The sequence below is a fragment of the Sinorhizobium sp. CCBAU 05631 genome (assembly GCF_002288505.1).
GTDB classification, from domain to species: domain Bacteria; phylum Pseudomonadota; class Alphaproteobacteria; order Rhizobiales; family Rhizobiaceae; genus Sinorhizobium; species Sinorhizobium fredii_C.
This window is the reverse complement of sequence record NZ_CP023063.1, coordinates 125919-139560: the sequence shown is the minus strand read 5'-3', so window position 1 is coordinate 139560 and position 13642 is coordinate 125919. Positions and strand designations below refer to the sequence as shown.

Genomic DNA, 13642 nt, shown 5'->3' with positions numbered 1-13642 from the left:
AAACCGGTAATCGACCGTCCGTCGCGACCTCAGGCCGCGGCCGTTCCGCTCTTGGCGCGCACCGCCTCGGCGGCACGCTCGAGTCGTGCCAGCCCCTCGCGCGCTTCGGCGGGCGTGGTGATCAACGGCGGCAACAGCCGCAGCACGTTCTCACCGGCCGGCACGGCAAGCAGCTTCTCGGCGCGGATCGCCTTCAGGAAGTCGGCGGAAGGCACCTTTGCCTTGATGCCGAGCATCAGGCCGTCGCCGCGGATCTCCTCGATCACGTCGGGGAAGCGATCCTTGAGCGAGGCAAGCCCCTGGCGGAACACCAATCCCACGTCGCGGACATTCTCCAGGAAACCATCGGCCAGGACGACATCGAGCACCGCATTGCCGACCGCCATCGCCAGCGGATTGCCGCCGTAGGTGGAGCCGTGGGTGCCGGCCACCATGCCGGCCGCCGCCGCTTCCGTTGCCAGGCAGGCGCCGAGAGGGAAGCCGCCGCCGATGCCCTTGGCGACGGCCATGATGTCCGGCTTGATGCCCGACCATTCATGCGCGAAGAGCTTGCCTGTGCGGCCGACGCCGCACTGGACCTCGTCGAGGATCAACAGCAGCCCGAACTCGTCGCAGAGCGCGCGCAGTTCCTGCATGAATTCTTTCGAAGCGAGGCGAATGCCGCCCTCGCCCTGGATCGGCTCGACCAGGATTGCAGCGGTCTCGTCGTTGATCGCGGTCTTGACGGCGGCGATGTCGCCGAACGGCACCTGATAGAAGCCCGGAGCCTTCGGCCCGAACCCTTCGATGTATTTCTGCTGGCCGCCGGCGGCAATCGTCGCGATGGTGCGGCCGTGGAAGGCGCCTTCGAAGGTGATGATGTGGAACCGCTCCGGATGGCCCTTGGCGAAATGGTAGCGGCGCGCCGTCTTGATCGCACATTCGAGCGCTTCCGCACCGGAATTGGTGAAGAACACTCGATCGGCGAAGGTGACCGCCGTCAGCCGCTGCGCCAGGCTCTCCTGGCCGGGAACATCGTAGAGATTGGACACATGCCAGAGCTTCTCCGCCTGCGCTTTCAGCGCTTCGACGAGATGAGGATGGGCATGGCCGAGCGAAATGACCGCGACGCCGGCTGCAAAGTCGAGATAGCGGGTGCCGTCTTCGGCAATCAGCCAGACGCCCTCGCCTCGCTCGAAACGCAACGGCGCACGCAGATAGGTGTCGTAGAGCGGCGTTGTTGCGGCCATGATCAGCATCTCCTTCGTCATCGGCATCGCTGTCGGACGTATCGGCCCGACAAAAATCAAAAATGCCGCCTTTCGGCGGCGCAGGCACTATTCCCATATCGCGGCGCAATGTCAACAAAACCAAGGCTTGCAACAGTCGCGCCGGCCCGGATTCCGCACCGCGAAAAAATCCCGATGCGGGGCTTGCAAAAATGCAACTATCCGACAGCAAGTTGGGGAAAACTGCGAAATCGATTCGGCGCGATTCCGGCGACTCTTGCCACGGAGTCACCCGGCCGGTAGGTTAATATTCAATTACTAGACGCATGCGGCGGACCTAGTCACCAAAATAGTTATCGCGTTGTAACTCCGGGGCTTTTCCGGAGAACGGTGATGGATTCTGCCATCCCAACGCCGAGAACGGGGAGTGCAGACATGAACTGGACGGACGAGCGGGTTGAGAAGCTGAAGAAGCTATGGTCCGAGGGCCTAAGCGCGAGCCAGATCGCGGCGCAGCTGGGAGGCGTCAGCCGTAACGCGGTGATCGGCAAGGTTCATCGGTTGAGCCTGCCAGGCCGCGCCAAGGCCGGCGGAGCGACAGCGGCGGCTCGTCCCAAGCGGACGACCTCGGCGCCCCGCGCCCCGAACTACGCGGCACGCGCCGTGACCCGGACGGTTACCCGCGCTGCCGGCACGGCCGTGCTCAAGGAAGAGGTCGCCGTCGATCTGGTGGCGGAGCAGGATCTCGCACTCGACACCAACATTGTCGTGCCGATGTCGCGCCGGCTGGAACTCACCCAGCTGACCGAGCGGACCTGCAAATGGCCGATCGGCGACCCGCTCAAGGAAGAATTCCACTTCTGCGGCAACGACTCGCCGGAATCCTCCCCCTATTGCAGCTACCACGCTCGCCTCGCCTACCAGCCCTCGGCCGAGCGGCGCCGCGCGCGCTGATCGGTCGGAGCAATAACAAATAACGCATGAAGGGGCCCGTCGGGCCCCTTATCACTTTGGAACGCCGGAAGAGCAGCGCAAGCGTCAGCTTTCCAACGAATAGCCGGCGCCGCGCACCGTCCTGATCACATCGGGCATATTGGAGAAATTCAGAGCCTTGCGCAGCCGGCCGACATGGACGTCGACCGTTCGCTCGTCGACATAGATGTCGTGCCCCCAGACGCCGTCGAGCAGCTGCGAGCGGGAGAAGACGCGGCCTGGCGAGGCCATCAGGAACTCCAGGAGCCGGAACTCCGTCGGGCCGAGCCTCACTTCGCGGGTGCGACGATGCACGCGATGGGTTTCGCGGTCGAGCTCTATGTCGCCGCAGCGAAGCACCGTCGACAGCACTTCAGGCTTCGCTCGCCGGAGCATCGCTTTGACCCGCGCCATCAGCTCCGGCGTCGAGAACGGCTTGACGACGTAGTCGTCGGCACCGGTCGCAAGGCCTCGCACCCGCTCGCTTTCCTCGCCGCGCGCCGTCAGCATGATGATCGGCAGCCGCTCGGTCTCCGGGCGCTGTCGGAGACGGCGGCAAAGCTCGATGCCGGAGACGCCGGGCAGCATCCAGTCGAGGATGAGAAGGTCGGGCAAGCGCTCCTGCAGGCGGATCTCCGCTTCGTCGCCGCGAAAGATCGTATCGACCTCGAAGCCCTCAGCCTCGAGATTGTAGCGCAGCAGCACGCTGAGCGCTTCCTCGTCCTCGACAACGGCTATCTTCGGCAACATTCAGTTACGACTCCTTGCCTAGATTCATGATTGGCGGGTGTCCCCTCAGTCGGTGACGGATCCGAGCGTTGACGTCATGTCGTCCTTCGGCCGCTCGCCCTGCGGCTGGGCGCCCGTCGCCATGTAGTAGATGGTTTCGGCGATATTGGTGGCGTGGTCGCCGATACGCTCGATGTTCTTGGCGCAGAAAAGGAGATGCGTGCAGGGGGTGATGTTGCGCGGATCCTCCATCATGTAGGTCAACAGCTCGCGGAACAACGAGGTGTAAATCGCGTCGATCTCCTCGTCGCGTTCGCGGATGCTGTTTGCCTTCTCCGGCGAACGCGAGGCGTAAACGTCGAGGACCTCCTTGAGCTGGATCAGGGCGAGTTCGGCGAGGTGCTCGAGACCGCGCGCCAGCTTGCGCGGAATGCCGGAGCCGGCAACCGCGATGACGCGCTTGGCAGTGTTCTTGCCGAGGTCGCCGACGCGCTCGAGATCGGCGGCGATCCGGATCGACCCCATGATCTCGCGGAGATCCGCGGCCATCGGCTGTCGCTTGGCGATGGTGACGATCGCCTTTTCGCCGATCTGGCGCTCGGCGTCGTCCAAGATTGCATCGTCGGAAATGACCTTCTGGGCGAGCGCCAGATCGGAATTCACCAAAGCCCGGACGGAATCCGCCACCATCTGCTCGGCCTGGCCGCCCATCTCCGAGATCCGGCGCGTCAGATATTTAAGCTCTTCGTCGAAGGCTGTCGTTATGTGGGGGTGAGACATCTACGGTTCCTCGAGGGCGCACTCTTCGCGGTGGGTTTTCGGGCGATCAGCCGAAGCGGCCCATGATGTAATCCTGGGTGCGCTGGTCGTCCGGATTGGTGAACATCTTGTCGGTGTCGTTCTCCTCGACGAGATTGCCGAGGTGGAACATGGCGGTGCGCTGCGAGACGCGGGCCGCCTGCTGCATCGAGTGGGTCACGATGACGATGGTGAAATTGGCGCGCAGCTCGTGAATGAGCTCTTCGACCTTGGCCGTGGCGATCGGGTCGAGGGCCGAGCAGGGCTCGTCCATGAGAATCACTTCCGGGCTGACGGCAACGGCGCGGGCGATGCAGAGGCGCTGTTGCTGGCCGCCGGAAAGACCCGTCCCCGGCTCCTGCAGGCGGTCCTTCACCTCATTCCACAGGCCCGCCTTCCGCAGGCTCGTTTCGACGATCTCATCGAAATCGGCCTTCGTGCGGGCCAGGCCGTGGATGCGCGGCCCGTAGGAAACATTCTCATAGATCGACTTTGGGAACGGATTGGGCTTCTGGAAGACCATGCCGACGCGGGCGCGCAGTTCCACCACGTCGATCGACGGATCGTAGATGTCGTCCTCGTCGAGGGTGATCCGGCCGGTGACCCGGCAATTCTCGATCGTGTCGTTCATGCGGTTGAGCGTCCGCAGGAAGGTCGACTTGCCGCATCCGGAAGGACCGATGAGCGCCGTCACGGTATTCTCGCGGATATTCAGGTTGACGTCGAAGAGCGCGCGCTTCTCGCCGTAATAGACCGACACATCCTTACCGATCATCTTCAAGGGCACCGTGTTCATTTTCTGGTCCAGAGCCTTTTCGACTGCAGCTTCCGACATGATGTTCATAGTCCTTACCCCACTACCAGCGACGCTCAAAGCGACGCCGCAACAGAATTGCGCCGAGGTTCATGATGACGAGGAAGATCAGCAGGATGATGATCGCCCCCGAGGTACGCTCGACGAAGGCGCGCTCAGCCTCGTTCGCCCACATGTAGATCTGCACGGGGAGCGCCGTGGACGGTTCGAGCGGCGAGCCCGGATAGTCGACGACGAAGGCGACCATGCCGATCAGGAGCAGCGGCGCCGTCTCGCCGAGGGCGTGCGCCAGGCCGATGATCGTGCCGGTCAGGATGCCGGGCATGGCAAGCGGCAGCACATGGTGGAAGATCGTCTGCATCTTCGAGGCGCCGAGGCCGAGCGCGGCGGAGCGGATCGACGGAGGCACGGCCTTCAGCGCGGCGCGCGTCGCGATGATGATCGTCGGTAGCGTCATCAGGGTCAGCACGAATCCACCGACGAGGGCCGCCGAGCGCGGCATGCCGGCGAAATTCACGAAGACGGCGAGACCGAGAAGGCCGTAGACGATCGACGGCACGGCGGCGAGATTGTTGATGTTGACCTCGATCAGGTCGGTCAGCCGGTTCTTCGGCGCGAATTCCTCGAGATAGATCGAGGCGGCGACGCCGATCGGCAGCGACAGGACGAGGACGATCAGCATCATATAGGCAGACCCGACCAGCGCCACGCCAACGCCGGCCGCTTCCGGGCGGCTCGATGCGCCGAACGTGAAGATGCCGGTGTTGAAGCTCTTCTTCAGCACGCCGGCCTCGGCCAGCTGGTTCATCCAGGCGACCTGCTGGTCCTTGACCTTGCGCTTCGATTCGTCGACCGTGAGGTCGATCTGGCCCTTGAAGGCCGAATCGATGTTCGCGTCGGCGAGCAGCGTCACCGGGATCGTCTTGCCGATCACCGAAGGGTCGGCAACGACAATGTCACGCAGCTGCGTGCGGACGCTGTCGGAGACCATGTCGTTCGCCTGTTTCACAAGCGGCCGCTTCTTCGGGTCGATGCCGAGCTGCTTGACCAGGGCGTCGCGGACGAGCACCGGATAATTGGCGGTCATCAGTTGCTTCGGATCGGTCGCGCGCTCGTTCTTCGGGTCGATCACCTTTTCGGAAAACTCGATCGGCAGCGTGATCGTCGTCTGCTGGAAGGCCGTGTAGCCTTTCGAGACAACACTCCAGACAAGGACCGCCAGGAAGAACAGGCCGATAACGATGGCGCTGATGCCATAGGCACGGAACCGGCGCTCCGCGGCGTAGCGGCGCTTTATGCCGATGTCGCGGCGGCTTTCGGCGGGACGGGTCGAGACCCTTACCGTGGGAGAAGCAACGTCGGTCATTCGTACTGTTCCCGATATTTGCGCACGATGTAGAGCGCATAGATGTTGAGGCAGAGCGTGATGACGAAGAGTGTGATGCCGAGCGCGAAGGCGACCAGAGTCTGCGGCGAAGTGAACTCCAGGTCGCCGGTCAGCTGGTGGACGATCTTGACCGTTACCGTCGTCATCGGTTCGAACGGGTCGAGCTGCATGCGCGCGGCGACGCCGGCAGCAAGCACGACGATCATCGTCTCACCGACCGCGCGCGAGGCGGTCAGCAGCAGCGCTCCGACGATGCCGGGCAGTGCGGCGGGAAGAATGACCTTCTTCACCGTCTCCGAGCGCGTCGCGCCGAGCCCGAGCGAGCCGTCGCGCAGCGCCCGCGGCACCTGCGTGATGATGTCGTCCGACAGCGACGAGACGAACGGAATGAGCATGATGCCCATGACGATGCCAGCGGTCAGCACGCTCTGCGCCTGAATGAAATTCTGGTAGTTGCCGGTGATGAGGCCGTTCAGCTGCGTCGAGATGTCGCGCAGGAACGGGCCGACTGTGACGAGCGCGAAGAAGCCGTAGACGATCGTCGGGATGCCCGCCAGCACCTCCAGCAGCGGCTTCGCAATAGACCGCAGCCGCGGACTGGCATACTCGGCCATGTAGATGGCGGCGAACAGGCCGATCGGTACAGCAAACAGCATGGCGACAAAAGCGATATAGAGCGTACCGCCGAGAAGCGGCAGCAGGCCGAACTGGCCGGAGGCGCCCTCGCTGCCTGCCGCGGCGAAGCGCGGATCCCAGACCGTGCCGAAGAAGAACTCCATCGGCGAAACCATGCTGAAGAAGCGACCGGCTTCCGACAACATCGAGCCGATGATGCCGATCGTCGTCAGGATCGCGATCGACGAAGCGACGACGAGCGAGCCGAGCATGACGCGCTCGACCTGATTGCGGGCGCGAAAGCGGGTGGTAACGTTGCGGATTGCATAGAGGCCGCCGGCGATGGCGACGAGCAGCACGACGGCGCTCATCAGCCAGCGGCTGTAACCGCGCATCGTATTGAACTGCTCAGCCGCCTCGACCATGTACGGCTCGCCTTCACCGGCAAGCGCCACGCCCTTGGCGGCGAGCGTTTCGCGCAGATTGGCCGAACCGGTCTTGACTGCCTCGATTTCCGCGGTGTCGAGGCGTTTAAGCCCCGTGGCGACCGCCTTCACCTGGCCGAGCGCGAGCTGCACTGCCGCGTCGCCCTGACTTTGGACCGTATCAGGGAGCGCCGAGCGAACGGCGGAATCGACATGAAGCGGCGAGGCGATCAGCCATGCGGCAAGCACCAGGACCGCGGGCAGCACTGCCCAGATGGCGACATAGCTGCCATGGTAGCCCGGCAGCGAATGCAAGGTGGCAAGCTTGTTGCCGGACTCGGCAAGCGAACGGGCGCGGCCGGCAAAATAGGCAACAAATCCAACTAAAGCGATGATCAGGAGAAGAAGCGAGGTGCTCATCGGCACGTCTCCACGGCAGGGCCGCCAAAAAATCCAACTATGCAAGGTCCCGGCGCAGCGGAAAGCTGCACCGGGACCGGTCTTGATCAGAGCAGATTGCCAGCTTCGAAGGTCTTGCGGATTTCTTCGCGCTCGGCATCCGGAGCAGCAACCAGGCCGTATTCGGCAAGCGGGCTGTCGGGGCCGATCATCTGGTCGTCGACGAAGAACTCGACATATTCCTTGAGACCCGGAATGACGCCGAGATGCGCCTTCTTGACGTAGAAGAACAGCGGACGGGAAACCGGGTACTCGCCGGAGGCGATCGTTTCGGTCGACGGTACGATGCCGTTGACGGTCGCGACTTTCAGCTTGTCGGCGTTGTTTTCGTAGAACGACAGGCCGAAGACGCCGATGCCGCTCTTGTTGGAAGCGATCCGGGCGAGCGTCTCGGTGTAGTCGCCGTCGATGTCGACGGCGAGGCCGTCCTTGCGCACGGCAACGCACTTGCTGTGCTGCTGCTTTTCATCGCTGACGGCAGCCTTGATGACGTCCTGAGCGCCGGAGGCCTTGCAGCCCGCAGCGAGGATCTTCTCTTCGAAGACTTCGCGCGTACCATGCTTCTGACCCGGGATGTAGGCGGCGATTTCGGCATCCGGCAGCGAAGCGTCGACTTCCGACCACTTCTTGTAGGGGTTGGCAGCGAGCTTGCCGTCGACGACGACTTCAGCGGCGAGCGCCTTGTAGAGGTGCTCCGGCTTCAGTGCGATATCGGCATTGCCGGCGTCCGTCGCGAAGACGATGCCGTCGTAACCGATCTTGACTTCCTGGATCTCGGTCACGCCGGCTGCCTTGCAGGCCTCGATCTCGCTGTCCTTGATCTTGCGCGAGGAATTGGCGATGTCGATCGTGTCTTCGCCGACGCCCTTGCAGAATTCCTTCAGGCCGGCGGAAGAGCCGCCGGATTCGACGACCGGGGTCTTGAAGTCCGGGAATGCCTCGCCGAAGCTTTCGGCGACGATCTTTGCGTAGGGAAGAACGGTCGAGGAGCCCGCGACCTGGATCTGGTCGCGAGCGACAGCAGCGCCCGCGAATGCGGCGGATGCAACCAGCGCCGCTACACTGAGTTTAAGGATGTTCATTGATGTTCTCCCGGAATGGGCTCGTGTTGGTGCGCTAGCGATCAGCGCTCTCTCGCCGTTTAATCGGCTGCCCTAGTTAGCCGCCGATGGCTACAGGTTTTATGTCAATTGGGTGAAACATTTATGACAGGCTAAGTCATTGAAGATACTTGGGTATCTATGCTCGTCGCAGCCGACGCACGCTTTTTGTGTCAGAAGCGCACCGTGAAGATCGTGCGCTTGCCGACCTCCGAATGGATGAGCAGGCGCGCCCGGTGGCGGGTCAGGATGTGCTTGACGATCGCGAGGCCAAGGCCAGTCCCTTTCTTGGACCGGCTCGCCTCCACGTTAACCCGATAAAAACGTTCGGTAATTCGCGGCACATGCTCGGCCGGAATCCCCGGCCCATGGTCGGTGACCGAGACCTCTGCCTGACAACCCTCGCCGCCGGTCAGGCGCACCTCGACCTTCTTGCCTTCCTGGCCGTATTTGCAGGCGTTTTCGACGAGATTCTCGAAGACCTCGATCAGTTCGTCGCGATCGCCCCGGACGACGACCGGGCCCTCGGGCACCTCGAGCGAGATCGTCACGTCGAGATCGCTTGCCAGCGGCTGAAGGCTGTCGCGCACATGTCCGAGCAGCGGCACCAGATCGACCGGGTCTTCGGGAGCGATGTGCGATTTCAACTCAAGCCGCGACAAAGACAATAGATCGTCGACGAGGCGGCTCATGCGGGTCACCTGCTCATGCATGATGCCGAAGAATTTCTCCTGCGCCTTCGTGTCGTTCTTTGCTGGCCCCGACAGCGTCTCGATGAAGCCCCGGAGGGAAGCGAGTGGGGTACGCAGCTCGTGGCTGGCATTGGCCACGAAGTCGGATCGCATCCGGTCGATGCGGCGGGTCTGGGAAATATCGCGATAGGTCAGCAGGAAGATTTGCCCGCCGGAAAGCTCGCCGCCGATATCCGCCGGGGCGACGCGGACGACATAGACTGCATCCGAAGGCAGGCGTTCCGCATGTTCGATCTGATTGACCTTTCCCGTGGCGATGGTCTCGCGCACCATGTCGAGTATTCCGGGGGAACGCACCCGCGCCGAAAGATAGCTTTCCGGGGGAATCGCGCCGAAAGCCTTCTCGGCGGCTGCATTCTGGAAAAGGACGGTCTCGTCCGTGGCGATAACGAGAACGGGCATATCGAGCGCATTCAGCACGGGGATCAGCGCGTCGGTGCGCGTGTCGACCACCCTCGGGGCCGCCTCCGGCACCGGCTCTGACGAAGGGACACTTCGTTTGAGGAGCGCTGCTACGAGAACGAGCCAGAAGGCAAGCACCGCCAGCACATGGATACCGGCGAGGGCCGCAAGAATGGCAAGCAGGATCGAGAGGCCAAGAATCCAGCGCTCTGCCTTCAGCTTCGGCTTGAGGCCCTGCCAGAACACCTTCGCGCCATCCAAGACGATACCCTCGCTGTCCAATTGCCGCCTCCCGACCCATGAGGAATTGCAGCCACGTGTTAAGAACGTGGTGGTGACCCGCCAAGGTGGCGCGGCCCTGGCTGGAAATCGACGCAAGCGTTCCAGCCGTCCGCTTCGCCACAAGCTCAGAGATAGCGGCGCTTCATGACATGATTTTCACGACATGCTTGAATCTGCAATGCAATTGTGGCCTCCTCCATTGCATGCCTCCTCAAATCTCAGTCAATTTGAGGATAAAGGGCAGGCAGCGAGCAAAGTGCCTGCAGCGACGCCTGCGCGACTGAACAGATGCACGGCGCGGTAGTGGATTTCACATCAGCGGGAGGAAATCACATGGCTCTCGAACAGATCCCGAATGCGGGGGCACCCGGAAGCCGGGCGGTCGAGCTCGAGATCGGCGGCAAGACACGGGTCTTCGACATCGACAATCCGGAATTGCCGAAATGGATCGACGACGAAGCCTTTTCCTCCGACGACTATCCTTACGAGAAGAAGCTCGACGAGGAGGAATACGAAGAAACGCTGACCAGGCTGCAGATCGAGCTCGTCAAGGTGCAGTTCTGGATGCAGGCGACCGGCAAGCGCGTCATGGCCGTTTTCGAGGGGCGCGATGCGGCCGGCAAGGGCGGCGCCATCCATGCGACCATGGCCTACATGAACCCTCGTTCCGCACGCGTCGTGGCGCTCACCAAGCCCACCGAAACGGAACGGGGTCAATGGTATTTCCAGCGCTACGTCTCGACCTTCCCGACGGTCGGCGAATTCGTTCTCTTCGACCGGTCCTGGTACAACCGGGCCGGCGTGGAGCCGGTTATGGGCTTCTGCACGCCCGAGCAGTACGAGCATTTCCTCAAGGAGGCACCACGTTTCGAGAAGATGATTGTCAACGAGGGCATCCAGCTCTTCAAGTTCTGGCTCAATATCGGCCGCGAGATGCAGCTGAAGCGGTTCCACGACAGGCGGCACGATCCGCTGAAGGTCTGGAAGCTGTCGCCGATGGACATAGCCGCGCTGCCGAAATGGGACGACTACACCAGGAAGCGCGACCGGATGCTGAAGGAAACGCATACGGACCATGCGCCCTGGACCGTCATCCGCGGCAATGACAAGCGCCGCGCCAGGATCAACCTGGTCCGCCATATGCTGACGAAGCTCGACTATGACGGCAAGGACAAGGCTGCGATCGGCAAGGTGGACGAGAAGATCGTCGGCGCCGGCCCGGGCTTCCTCAGGTGAGCCGGGCGCAAGGCCCGATCATTGCCCCGGCAGCACACGGATCGCATAGAGATCCAGACTGTTGCCGTCGCCGCTGACATCGCTGTTGATCAGCAGCTTTCCGGAACTGCCCGGCGCGCGATCTTCGAAGCTGATCTTGAACAGCATGTCGACGCGCTCGTCATGGGCGGTGAAGCGGTGACGGCCGCAGGCGCCGAGTGCCCCGAAATCACATTCGACGGAGAACTCCGTCGTCTTGCCCGGCAGCGCCCGGACGCTCAGGGCAAGCGTCGAGGACTTGCCCGAGAGCTGGGCCAGCACATCGGCGGGAATGTCGATTGCCACCTCGCCCTCCTTCGACCCTGTCGCCGACGCCAGCCGGATGCGCTCTCCGCCGTCGTCGTCGAAAGGCTCGGCCGTGGCGCGAGTGCCAGGCCTGACGGCCGCCGCGTTCGCCGGCGTGAAGATCTCGATCCAGTCGTCGGAAAACCCCTCCTGCGCGCCGAGGGTCGGCAAGCCGGCCGCGCCGGGGAAGTCCTCGCTCTCCACCACGGCCGGAGGGTTGGCGACATTGGTGTCGCGCTCGGCGGGCGACTTCAACAGGTCGTTGGTCTGAACCCACCACACGCCCGCGCCGACGGCGGCGGCCAGCGTCGCGACAACCATGACGAAGGAGAGAAGCCGGCCGCGCCTGCGCTTGCGGGGACGCTTGTCGGTGACGCCGAGATCGGGGGCGGCCGTACCGGACCTCGCCGCCTCCGCAGATTTTCCGCCACCGTTGACCGGCGGCGTGGGGCCGTCGCGCTCCGGGCGGAGTGCGCCGAGCGCACCGAGGCCGCCGTCGCCCGCCGGACGCGCCTCCGGCTGGAGGCTCGGCTCCTGCCGCACCGTGGCGGCTGGCCCGGCTGCGACCTGCGCCGCCGCATCAGCTTTGCTTTTCACCTCTGCTAGGCTCACCACCGGTGTGGCGGCACGCGCCTTCAGGGCCGCGCGCTCCTCCGTCTCGATCGCGTGGATGACCGCCTCCAGCCGATGGCGCTGCCTGGCGATGACTTCCGGGTCCTCGATTTCCTGCTTCTTCAGGCCGTTTTCCAGCGCCTGGCGGGCCGACTGATAGATCCGCGCGCGGATCTCCGCATTGCTCCGCTCCGAGCGTTCCAGTGCATTCCTGATCGCCGTCTCGAGTCCGCTCACATCAAATCCTTCTGCACACCAGGCTTACGGGGCGAGTATCGGAAGGCCCTGCCTCTTCCCGCGGCACGCCGTTGGTTTTATTAACGATTGGGTAACCGCTGCTTTCGGAATCTGCAAGTCCGGCGGCGCTGCGGCCGGGTCTTGCACGGGGAAAAGGGCCCCTTGCCCCGTCAAAATGCGGGGCGGAAAACCTCTCTTTGCAAGCACGGCCTTTGCTGCTATCTACATTGACGTTTACGCAAACGTCAAAAAATGGGATGAGAGAGACCGATGCCGTTGCCGCCCATTCTTTCCAGAACGACGAGACTGCCGGTTCTCGGCGCGCCGCTATTCATCGTCTCGCATCCCAAGCTGACGATCGCGCAATGCAAGGCCGGTGTCATCGGTGCCTTCCCGGCGCTCAACGCCCGTCCGCAGGCACAACTCGACGAGTGGCTCGCCGAGATCACCGAAACGCTCGCCGAGCACGACCGCCAGCATCCCGACCGGCCGGCCGCGCCCTTTGCCGTCAACCAAATCGTGCACAAGTCGAATACCCGGCTCGAGCAGGACCTGATGCTTTGCGTCAAATACAAGGTACCGATCGTCATTTCCTCCCTCGGGGCCGTACCGGAGGTCAACGCTGCAATCCACTCCTATGGCGGCATCGTGCTGCACGACGTCATCAACAACCGCCACGCCAACTCGGCGATCCGCAAGGGGGCCGACGGGCTGATCGCGGTCGCCGCCGGCGCCGGCGGCCATGCCGGAACGCTGTCGCCCTTCGCCCTGATCCAGGAAATCCGCGCCTGGTTCGACGGGCCGCTGCTTCTCTCGGGCGCGATCGCCACCGGCGACGCCATCCTCGCGGCAGAGGCGATGGGCGCCGATATGGCCTATATCGGCTCGCCCTTCATCGCCACCGAGGAAGCCCGCGCCAGCGATGCCTATAAGCAGGCGATCGTCGACGGCAACGCCGCCGATATCGTCTACTCCAATTATTTCACCGGCATTCACGGCAACTATCTGAAGGCCTCGATCCGCGCCGCCGGCATGGATCCGGACAGCCTGCCGGAGGCCGACCCGTCGAAGATGGACTTCGGCAAGGCAACGGACGGCGCCAAGGCCTGGAAGGACATCTGGGGCTGCGGCCAAGGCATCGGCGCCATCCACGGGATCAGCCGGGTCGCGGAACTGGTCGACCGGCTGGAACGCGAATACGCCGCCGCCCGCGCCCGCCTCGGCCTGGCATCCTTGGCGGGCCTCGACGCGTCGAAGGAATTTTCAAGTTCTCGAAACTGATGACTTGAA

General features: G+C 63.4%; 12 protein-coding genes. 3 read left to right on the top strand and 9 right to left on the bottom strand.

Translation table 11 applies throughout. From position 1 onward, the window contains the following. Positions 1-29: 29 nt before the first annotated feature. On the bottom strand, positions 30-1229 hold the full coding sequence (locus SS05631_RS00645) for an aspartate aminotransferase family protein (RefSeq protein ID WP_037420532.1): 1200 nt from the start codon (positions 1227-1229) through the stop codon (positions 30-32). Positions 1230-1643: 414 nt separating this feature from the next. Between SS05631_RS00645 and SS05631_RS00640 the strand changes: the two genes are divergently transcribed. Next, complete coding sequence (locus SS05631_RS00640) at positions 1644-2162, top strand: GcrA family cell cycle regulator (RefSeq protein WP_037378329.1); 519 nt, start codon at positions 1644-1646, stop codon at positions 2160-2162. An 84-nt stretch (positions 2163-2246) separates the two neighbouring features. Here SS05631_RS00640 and phoB read toward each other — a convergent pair whose 3' ends face one another. The 7 genes from phoB to phoR form a co-directional block, all read right to left on the bottom strand. Continuing rightward, a complete protein-coding gene (gene phoB, locus SS05631_RS00635; RefSeq protein WP_037420492.1) occupies positions 2247-2930 on the bottom strand; it encodes a phosphate regulon transcriptional regulator PhoB in 684 nt (227 codons plus the stop codon). A gap of 45 nt (positions 2931-2975) precedes the next feature. Continuing rightward, positions 2976-3689, bottom strand: coding sequence for a phosphate signaling complex protein PhoU (gene phoU / locus SS05631_RS00630; protein ID WP_037420495.1), 714 nt, complete (start codon positions 3687-3689; stop codon positions 2976-2978). A gap of 46 nt (positions 3690-3735) precedes the next feature. After that, on the bottom strand, positions 3736-4551 hold the full coding sequence (pstB, locus tag SS05631_RS00625) for a phosphate ABC transporter ATP-binding protein PstB (RefSeq protein WP_037420497.1): 816 nt from the start codon (positions 4549-4551) through the stop codon (positions 3736-3738). Positions 4552-4564: 13 nt separating this feature from the next. Beyond that, on the bottom strand, positions 4565-5887 hold the full coding sequence (gene pstA / locus SS05631_RS00620; protein WP_037420500.1) for a phosphate ABC transporter permease PstA: 1323 nt from the start codon (positions 5885-5887) through the stop codon (positions 4565-4567). Next, positions 5884-7368, bottom strand: coding sequence for a phosphate ABC transporter permease subunit PstC (gene pstC / locus SS05631_RS00615; protein ID WP_037420503.1), 1485 nt, complete (start codon positions 7366-7368; stop codon positions 5884-5886). The genes pstA and pstC overlap by 4 nt, the downstream gene beginning before the upstream one ends. Before the next feature lie 86 nt (positions 7369-7454). Continuing rightward, positions 7455-8489, bottom strand: a complete 1035-nt coding sequence (locus SS05631_RS00610) for a substrate-binding domain-containing protein (RefSeq protein ID WP_037420506.1) — start codon at positions 8487-8489, stop codon at positions 7455-7457. Positions 8490-8680: 191 nt separating this feature from the next. Next, positions 8681-9943 carry a phosphate regulon sensor histidine kinase PhoR gene (gene phoR / locus SS05631_RS00605; protein WP_037420509.1) on the bottom strand — a complete coding sequence of 421 codons (1263 nt, stop codon included), beginning with the start codon at positions 9941-9943 and terminating at the stop codon, positions 8681-8683. A gap of 333 nt (positions 9944-10276) precedes the next feature. On the opposite strand from phoR, the gene ppk2 reads away from it, so the two are divergent. Further along, a complete protein-coding gene (gene ppk2 / locus SS05631_RS00600) occupies positions 10277-11179 on the top strand; it encodes a polyphosphate kinase 2 (RefSeq protein WP_037420512.1) in 903 nt (300 codons plus the stop codon). An 18-nt stretch (positions 11180-11197) separates the two neighbouring features. Here the strand turns inward: ppk2 and SS05631_RS00595 are convergent, their stop codons facing one another. Continuing rightward, positions 11198-12352, bottom strand: coding sequence for a biotin transporter BioY (locus SS05631_RS00595; RefSeq protein WP_095677900.1), 1155 nt, complete (start codon positions 12350-12352; stop codon positions 11198-11200). Positions 12353-12622: 270 nt separating this feature from the next. On the opposite strand from SS05631_RS00595, the gene SS05631_RS00590 reads away from it, so the two are divergent. Continuing rightward, the gene (locus tag SS05631_RS00590) at positions 12623-13633 is read left to right on the top strand and encodes a nitronate monooxygenase family protein (RefSeq protein WP_037420549.1); all 1011 of its coding nucleotides are present in this window, start codon (positions 12623-12625) and stop codon (positions 13631-13633) included. Positions 13634-13642: the final 9 nt, after the last annotated feature.

What these genes read in the sequence shown, in the direction of transcription:
- SS05631_RS00645 (WP_037420532.1), bottom strand. Translation starts at nt 1,229, where the DNA reads ATGGCCGCAACAACGCCGCTCTACGACACCTATCTGCGTGCGCCGTTG.
- SS05631_RS00640 (WP_037378329.1), top strand. Translation starts at nt 1,644, where the DNA reads ATGAACTGGACGGACGAGCGGGTTGAGAAGCTGAAGAAGCTATGGTCC.
- phoB (WP_037420492.1), bottom strand. Translation starts at nt 2,930, where the DNA reads ATGTTGCCGAAGATAGCCGTTGTCGAGGACGAGGAAGCGCTCAGCGTG.
- phoU (WP_037420495.1), bottom strand. Translation starts at nt 3,689, where the DNA reads ATGTCTCACCCCCACATAACGACAGCCTTCGACGAAGAGCTTAAATAT.
- pstB (WP_037420497.1), bottom strand. Translation starts at nt 4,551, where the DNA reads ATGAACATCATGTCGGAAGCTGCAGTCGAAAAGGCTCTGGACCAGAAA.
- pstA (WP_037420500.1), bottom strand. Translation starts at nt 5,887, where the DNA reads ATGACCGACGTTGCTTCTCCCACGGTAAGGGTCTCGACCCGTCCCGCC.
- pstC (WP_037420503.1), bottom strand. Translation starts at nt 7,368, where the DNA reads ATGAGCACCTCGCTTCTTCTCCTGATCATCGCTTTAGTTGGATTTGTT.
- SS05631_RS00610 (WP_037420506.1), bottom strand. Translation starts at nt 8,489, where the DNA reads ATGAACATCCTTAAACTCAGTGTAGCGGCGCTGGTTGCATCCGCCGCA.
- ppk2 (WP_037420512.1), top strand. Translation starts at nt 10,277, where the DNA reads ATGGCTCTCGAACAGATCCCGAATGCGGGGGCACCCGGAAGCCGGGCG.
- SS05631_RS00590 (WP_037420549.1), top strand. Translation starts at nt 12,623, where the DNA reads ATGCCGTTGCCGCCCATTCTTTCCAGAACGACGAGACTGCCGGTTCTC.